Genomic DNA, 7,507 nt, shown 5'->3' on the forward strand with positions numbered 1-7,507 from the left:
CCGCGACCGGGCCATGCCCGGTCGCAGCCCGGAGCCCAGCATGTCCTTCGAACGCATCCTTTTTGTCACCGTTGGCGGCTCGCATCGCCCCATCGTGCGTGCCATCGACGACCTGCAGCCGGACTTTGTCTGCTTCATCTGCACCGACCGCGACCCGGCCAGCGGCCAGAAAGGCTCACGCCAGCAGATCGAGGGCACCGGCAACGTGATCGCCGAGGCCCACGGTGGCCCCCTTACCCTGCCCAACATCCCCACCCAATGCGGCCTGAAACCGGAGCAGTACGAAGTACTCTTGGTGGAAGCGGATAACCTCGACGACATTTCCGACAAGGCCCGCACCCGTATCACCACGCTGAGCGAGCAGCACCCGGGAGCAAGCCTGTATGCGGATTACACCGGCGGCACCAAGTCCATGACCGCAGGCCTGGTGCTGGCCGCCGTGGACGACCCGCGGGTCGAGCTCACTCTGGTGACCGGAACGCGCAACACCCTCCTCAGCGTGCACGACGGTTCCGAGGCCCTCGCCCCCGCCGAGATCGACCGGATCCGCCTGGATCGTCGGATGGAGCCGCACCTGCAGGCCTGGCACCATCACGGATACGGCGAGGCCGCGGCGGGTCTCCAGCGCATCCCGACCCCGCGTAACAGCGAACTGCGCACCCGGCTGCTCACCGCCCGGGACCTCAGCCGCGCCTTCGACGCCTGGGACCGCTTCGATCACGCCGGAGCTCTGCAGATCCTGCAGCCCTATCAGGCGCGACTCGGCGCCCACTTCGGCCAGGGCCTCACGTTTCTGCGTCTCCTCGCCGACAACGCCGAAACCAACCCGCGCACCGAACCCGCCCGGCTGCTCGACCTGTGGCTGAACGCCGAACGCCGTGCCGCCCGCCACCGCTACGACGACGCCGTCGCCCGCACCTACCGGCTGCTCGAATGGACCGCTCAATGGATCCTGCGGCGCCAGGCAGGGATCGACACGTCCAACCTTCAGCCGGAGGAGATTCCCTCCGGCTTCGACATCCCGCCAGGGCGTCACGGCAAGCGCCAGGCCGGACTTTTTTTGGCCTGGCAGCTTGTGCGCGAACTCGGACACGGCGAACCGGTCCATTTCATGAAGGCCGAAGAAACCTCCCTGCGCGGACACCTCGACGCGCGCAACGTCTCGATCCTGGCTCACGGCTACATGCCGGTTCGCGCCGAAGACTGGGTACCCATCCAAAAATGGTTTTCCGAGCGCTTCATCCCCATGCTCCAGGCCGAGGTCGACACCGTGGGCCGCCCTGTCCTGCCCCGCCAGCTTCCGACCTGTCTGGAGGACACCATCCAGGCACTGAAGAACGAGCCCGTTCCCAGGGAGAGCGCCTGATGCCCCCTGCCACTGCCCCCTATGACGCGCCGTACACTGACTGCCAGCCTCTGCACCCCGCTTCCGGCAACCCCGGGATCGTCTGCAACCCCCCTCGCAAATCCCTGATTGTCAAGCTACAATCAGACCCAGCAGTTGAACGACAGCCCTGAACCAAAAGGGATTAAGACTCTCGCTCAGGAACCAACCAATCCATATCGATTGTTGAACGACAGCCCTGAACCAAAAGGGATTAAGACATCCGCTGAATGAGCATTATACGCGAATTGTTCGTTGAACGACAGCCCTGAACCAAAAGGGATTAAGACCTTTCCACAAGGGTAAGCATCACCATTGAAGTATGTTGAACGACAGCCCTGAACCAAAAGGGATTAAGACTGTAGTCGCGGACCTTGCTCAACACTTCAAGAACGTTGAACGACAGCCCTGAACCAAAAGGGATTAAGACGCCGCCACCACGTCCAGGCAGATCGCCGCGTAGGGTTGAACGACAGCCCTGAACCAAAAGGGATTAAGACAGTGTGCGGCCTGAAACAGCGCCGCCGCAGTGTGTTGAACGACAGCCCTGAACCAAAAGGGATTAAGACGCGCCGTTAAAAACGGGCTTACCGCTAACGGTAAGTTGAACGACAGCCCTGAACCAAAAGGGATTAAGACCCAGGCCCACACCGGGCAGGTCTACGACGAAGCGTTGAACGACAGCCCTGAACCAAAAGGGATTAAGACCTTACTAAATAGACTAAATGTACTAGAAGGAGAAGTTGAACGACAGCCCTGAACCAAAAGGGATTAAGACATGTCGGGGGTTCAAATCCCTCCACTCCGACCGTTGAACGACAGCCCTGAACCAAAAGGGATTAAGACCTTCCGTGAGTTTCAGGGAGGCCGCCCCGTGCGTGTTGAACGACAGCCCTGAACCAAAAGGGATTAAGACGAACCATTCATGTTAAACGCGGCTTTCTGTGAGTTGAACGACAGCCCTGAACCAAAAGGGATCAAGATGCGCACTTGAAGACCTTGCGGTCCGCCAACTTGGGGGATGAAAGCCCTGCGCCAAGGCATGAATGAATGGTTCGCCCCTGCAAACCGGGCGGATGATGGATGAATGGGACGCTCCACGCTGAAGCACGAATAATGGCACCCGCCCCTGAAGCGTCAGCAATTGAACGAGCTCACTAACGAGCGCCCCCTGCACCGAATCCTGACCGCCATCCCGGCCGTTGATGGACTGCGTCACCCGACAAGCTCGCGGCGACAAGCTTGTCAATCCGTACGACCCCGCAGCCACTCGTTAATCTGGACCGAAATCCGAAACGGGAGCACGGTCCATGAGCCGGAGAAAACTCTACCTGGCAGCCTACGATGTACGGCAACCCCGCCGCCTTCGCGCGGCTCTCAAACGCGTGCGCGCACATGCCACGGGGGGCCAGAAATCCGTACACGAGGTTTATCTGACCCCGGGTGAACATCGTGAGCTCCTCCACGATATGAGCCTTCTACTGGAGGAAAACGAAGACCGGTTCTTGCTGCTACGGCTCGACCCTCGGCAGGAACCGTTGGTCTACGGGAAAGCCACGCCACCGCACGACCCTGCGTTTTTCTACGGCGGCTGATATGGCCACCCTGTACCTGGACCGGCGCGACATCGAGCTGCGCCTGGATGGCCGAACCCTGACGCTGTATGTCGCCGAGCGCCGCGAGCAGGTCGTCCCCCTGGCGCTGCTGGAGCGCATCGTCCTGGTGGGGGCGAGCATCCGCTTGAGTTCACGAGTGATTCTGAGCCTCGTCAACGAAGGCGTCGATCTTCTGTTCCTGCCCGCTCGGGGCCGCCAGGGCGCCACTCCGGTCGCCGGCCCGCTGCACCGGGACGCCGCCACCCGCGTGGCGCAGGCCCGGCTCTCTGCAGACGACAACTTTTGTCGTTGGCAGGCATCGGACCTCATACGCGCCAAGCTGCGTCGCCAGCGGCTGTGGCTACGGCGCCATGCGCGTGCCCGCTCGGAACATGGGCGCATTGTGCGGCGTACCACCGAGCATCTGAGCATGGCACTGGCTCAGCTAGAGACATCGCCACCCGACCTGGCTCGCTTGCGTGGCATCGAGGGCGCAGCTGCCCGCGTCTACTTCCAGTGCCTGGTGGATCTGGCGCCCGACGCACTCGAATTTACCGGGCGGCGCAAACGTCCGCCGCCGGACCCCCTCAATGCCACCTTGTCACTGGCCTACACCCTGCTTCACTTCGAGGCCGTACGTGCCGCACGTATCGCCGGACTCGACCCGGCGGTGGGGTTCTTCCACGGTCTCGCCCATGGCCGCGAATCACTCGCCTCCGACCTGATTGAGCCCTTGCGCCCGCTCGCGGACGCCTGGGCCCTGGAGCGCTTCTGGAGCCGCGACTTGAGGCCGGACCATTTTCATGACGACCAGGGCGCCATGCTGTTGGGCAAGGCCGGTCGGGCACGCTTTTTCCAGGCCTGGGAGGCCCGCGCCCCGCTGGCTCGCCGCTACCTCGCTCACGCGACCCGCCGGCTGGCCCACGCGGTGCGCGAAACGAACCCGGCTGCTTCAGGCGCCCCCTCAGCATCAGGAACTCCCAGCCGTGCCAATTGACGGAAAGAACCGCATCCCGCTCTATGTGACACCGGGAATTCAGCGCGTGGCCTGTCGCAATCCGGGGCTGCACCTGCAGCACGCCGACGGACGCTGCATTCAGGTACCGATAGAGCGCATCAGCCGGGTGACCAGCCCGACCTCCGTACCCTGGGATCAGGCCGCCTTGATGCTGACCATCAAGCAAGGCATTTGTGTTCACTGGATCAGCCACGATGGCGAAATCATCGGCAGGTTGCTGCCACAAACACCCATCGGGCTTTCGCGCGAGGCGCTCGTAGACCAGTTCCTCGGCCACGCGGACTGGCGCGAGCGGCTGGATGCCTGGGCCACCGCCCAGCGAGACGGGCAACTGCGCGACTGGCGAAAACGGGGCGCACTCAACCCCAAAGTGCATCCCTCGCGGGCCCACCGCGAGTATGTACACCGAGGCGAACACGCGAACTTCTTCCCGATCGACGCCCGCCCCTGGACCAGTGCATGGGTCGCGAGCATCCTTCTGGAGGACGGATTTCCGCTCCAGCGGCCCGCCGATGCAGACAGCACCTTCGACCTGTGCGAGAGCATCGCGGCACTGCTCTGGGCGGAGCTCAACCTGGGGTCCGGAAGCCTGATCGCCCAGGAGGATGACGACTTCAGCATCCTCCACTTCTTCGAGGCCTGGACGCGCCGGCACCACATCAAGCTGCTCGAGGCGATCCGATCACTCGGGCGTCTGCTGCATCAGAGCTGAACATGTCTCACAACCGGTCCATTCCCTGGCTGATCACCTATGACATCAGTAACCCTCGGCGCCTCCGGCGCTTTCACCGCTTCCTGCGAGGGCATGCCCTTCCTATCCAGTACTCGGTCTTTCTGTACGTCGCGCCCCATGACCGCGCCCGGCATTTCGCTGCAACGCTCGAACAACGCATCGACACACGCGAGGACGACCTGCGTTTGTACCCACTGCCCAGCAAACCCCAGTACCACACGTTGGGTCGCGCCCACCCGCTGGCCGGCATCAACCTCTTCGGGTGCGGCATCACCCTCGGCCTCTCCGACCCCATTGATGACTAACCCACACACCCGATACGCGGATCGTCCTGCAGCGCGATTCGCCCGACGACGCCGACGACCGACCGCGGCCACAAGGCGGCCACGATGCGGGCTTTCGGACAAACATAGAACGGCAATGTCCGCTCGCAGCGCGCACCTCGCTTCGGAGACCGGCCTGGCTTTCGACAACCCCCCTCGCAAATGGCTGATTCTAGAGCTACACTGGACCGCAGCAGTTGAAGCAGTGCCCTGAACCAAAAGGGATTAAGACAGTGTGGCAGGGCATTTTACCGGGTTTCGAGAATGTTGAAGCAGTGCCCTGAACCAAAAGGGATTAAGACCTTGGTAACACCCTTGCGAGCATTCATGGTACGGGTTGAAGCAGTGCCCTGAACCAAAAGGGATTAAGACTTATGGGCTTCATCGGCAATGCTTTCCGCGTCAGTTGAAGCAGTGCCCTGAACCAAAAGGGATTAAGACGGGTAGTGCCCAGCACGGCAGCCGGAAAGGTATGGTTGAAGCAGCGCCCTGAACCAAAAGGGATTAAGACGAATCTCCTCGACTGCTATTGGTTAAGTTACTTTTCGTTGAAGCAGTGCCCTGAACCAAAAGGGATTAAGACTACACGGGCCGCCGCGCTCGTTATGCCATTCGGTTGAAGCAGTGCCCTGAACCAAAAGGGATTAAGACGGAATACTCGTACTGTTGGACTGCATTAGCCAGTTGAAGCAGTGCCCTGAACCAAAAGGGATTAAGACTGAGCAGGATATGCGATGAGATCGACATTCTTAGTTGAAGCAGTGCCCTGAACCAAAAGGGATTAAGACGCTTCGCCGTGATTGATGAACCCGCCATTCATGTTGAAGCAGTGCCCTGAACCAAAAGGGATTAAGACGTACACAGAGATCATGTGTGCCTCGTCCAGCGGTTGAAGCAGTGCCCTGAACCAAAAGGGATTAAGACACCCCTCCGGCACCGGCCGGGATTGCTCAATGAGTTGAAGCAGTACCCAGAACCAAAAGCCCCCTAGAAAAGCTTTCGGCTTATGCGGCCAGGCCCAGGGGCCCCCGCATAAACCTGGCATGCATTCCACTCTGAATGGGCACTGACCGAGAGCCGCCACCTGCATCGGGTGCACACGTTTTCCGAATCACCATGGAGAGAAGGCAATGACGCGCCTCCATATCCAGTTGGTGTCACACCAGCTGGCGGCCAACCTCATCCCCGCGCTGATGGAGCGCCCTGATCACGCAGCTCTGATCGTCACGCCCGCAATGCTCGAACAGGCCCGACGGCTTCGCGAGTTGCAGGAACAAAACGGTATTTCCGTACAGGTTTTCGATAATGCGCCGGACGCGGACGTGTCTCGGGTACACGAATTTGCGCTGGATCTGGTCGAGCGACTGCCGAAGGTGGACGAGGTGGTGCTCAATGTGACCGGCGGCACCAAGCTCATGGCGCTTGGATTCCTGGAAATACTGCGCGACACGGTGGACCGGCGGATCTACACCGACACCGAGAATGGCCGGCTGGAGCATTTGCCAGTGGGTACCGAGCGTGCCGAACCCCCGGTTCCGCTGGATTCGGTGCTGGACGTTCCGCTGAGTCTGCGCACGCAAGGCTTCCGCTTCCGCAGCGCGGTCTCGTCGGAGGCGGGTTGGCTAGAACACGCTACAGAGCGCAAGCGGGTTGCCAAGGGCCTTGCGGATATCGCTCGAGACGACGGCGCCTTCCTCGGCGAACTCAACCGACTTGCCAGCATTGCGCGGGGCGAGGATGACGAGTTACTGGCCCCCGAGCAGGCTCTCAGAACCCCCCCGTACGGCCAACGGAAGACACACCTCGGCTGGCTGCGAGACACCGGGATGATCGGCTGGAGCGGTGGCCGGGAAATCCTGTTCCTGGACATCGAGCGCACACGTTTTCTGAATGGCGGATGGCTGGAGGAGTATGTGTACCACCGCCTGCACGATGAGGGTATTGATGATGTTGCCCTGGGTGTGGTCGGCACCTGGGACGGCACGGACGGCGCCCGCAATGAGCTGGACGTGGTGGCGGTCCATGCCAATCGGCCACTGGTGGTCGAGTGCAAGACAGCGCGCCACGGACGCGACCAGGGGATTGACGATCATCAGCTCTACAAGCTGCACAGCATCGGGGACCGTCTGCGCGGCGTATTCGGCACCACGTGGATGATCAGCGCCCGGACACCCACGGACGACATGGGCCGACGCGCGCGACAGCACGGCATCCGCCTGCTGGGCCCTCAGGACCTGCCGAACCTGCGGGATATCGTCCGCGAATGGAAAGCCGGCCTTGGGGCCGGCACCTGAGACTCATCTCCGGCCGGGCCAATACGGCCAACACTGTGCGGATAGCCGTTCAACGACCGCAGTGCGAGTTATGGTCAAGTCTGGTGTATGAGCAGTTGCTGGTTCAGGCGGCGCTCCGGTCGGTGATGGATGATGCCTCGTCGTTGGTCGGTTCGGTCTG

6 protein-coding genes and 2 CRISPR repeat arrays are annotated in these 7,507 nt (G+C 61.6%); all 6 genes read left to right on the forward strand.

The window, feature by feature from the left end; translation table 11 throughout:
- Window positions 1-40: 40 nt before the first annotated feature.
- Window positions 41-1,366 (forward strand): TIGR02710 family CRISPR-associated CARF protein, encoded by a 1,326-nt coding sequence (locus tag F572_RS14655; RefSeq protein WP_018158304.1) that lies wholly within the window; start codon window positions 41-43, stop codon window positions 1,364-1,366.
- 134 nt (window positions 1,367-1,500) lie between these two features.
- Window positions 1,501-2,368: a CRISPR direct-repeat array (repeat unit 36 nt; unit sequence GTTGAACGACAGCCCTGAACCAAAAGGGATTAAGAC).
- Between the two features lie 326 nt (window positions 2,369-2,694).
- Complete coding sequence (locus F572_RS0100895; protein ID WP_018158305.1) at window positions 2,695-2,979, forward strand: CRISPR-associated endonuclease Cas2; 285 nt, start codon at window positions 2,695-2,697, stop codon at window positions 2,977-2,979.
- Between the two features lies 1 nt (window position 2,980).
- The gene (gene cas1 / locus F572_RS0100900; RefSeq protein WP_018158306.1) at window positions 2,981-3,976 is read left to right on the forward strand and encodes a CRISPR-associated endonuclease Cas1; all 996 of its coding nucleotides are present in this window, start codon (window positions 2,981-2,983) and stop codon (window positions 3,974-3,976) included.
- The gene (locus tag F572_RS0100905; protein WP_018158307.1) at window positions 3,966-4,709 is read left to right on the forward strand and encodes a CRISPR-associated endonuclease Cas1; all 744 of its coding nucleotides are present in this window, start codon (window positions 3,966-3,968) and stop codon (window positions 4,707-4,709) included. Before cas1 ends, F572_RS0100905 begins: the two co-directional genes overlap by 11 nt.
- A gap of 2 nt (window positions 4,710-4,711) precedes the next feature.
- Complete coding sequence (gene cas2, locus F572_RS0100910) at window positions 4,712-5,035, forward strand: CRISPR-associated endonuclease Cas2 (RefSeq protein WP_018158308.1); 324 nt, start codon at window positions 4,712-4,714, stop codon at window positions 5,033-5,035.
- Window positions 5,036-5,249: 214 nt separating this feature from the next.
- A CRISPR array of direct repeats spans window positions 5,250-6,046; the repeat unit is 36 nt; unit sequence GTTGAAGCAGTGCCCTGAACCAAAAGGGATTAAGAC.
- 137 nt (window positions 6,047-6,183) lie between these two features.
- Window positions 6,184-7,347, forward strand: coding sequence for a Card1-like endonuclease domain-containing protein (locus F572_RS0100915; protein ID WP_018158309.1), 1,164 nt, complete (start codon window positions 6,184-6,186; stop codon window positions 7,345-7,347).
- Window positions 7,348-7,507 lie beyond the last annotated feature (160 nt).

It is taken from the genome of Thioalkalivibrio sp. ALE14, assembly GCF_000376845.1.
Classification (GTDB): Bacteria; Pseudomonadota; Gammaproteobacteria; order Ectothiorhodospirales; family Ectothiorhodospiraceae; genus Thioalkalivibrio.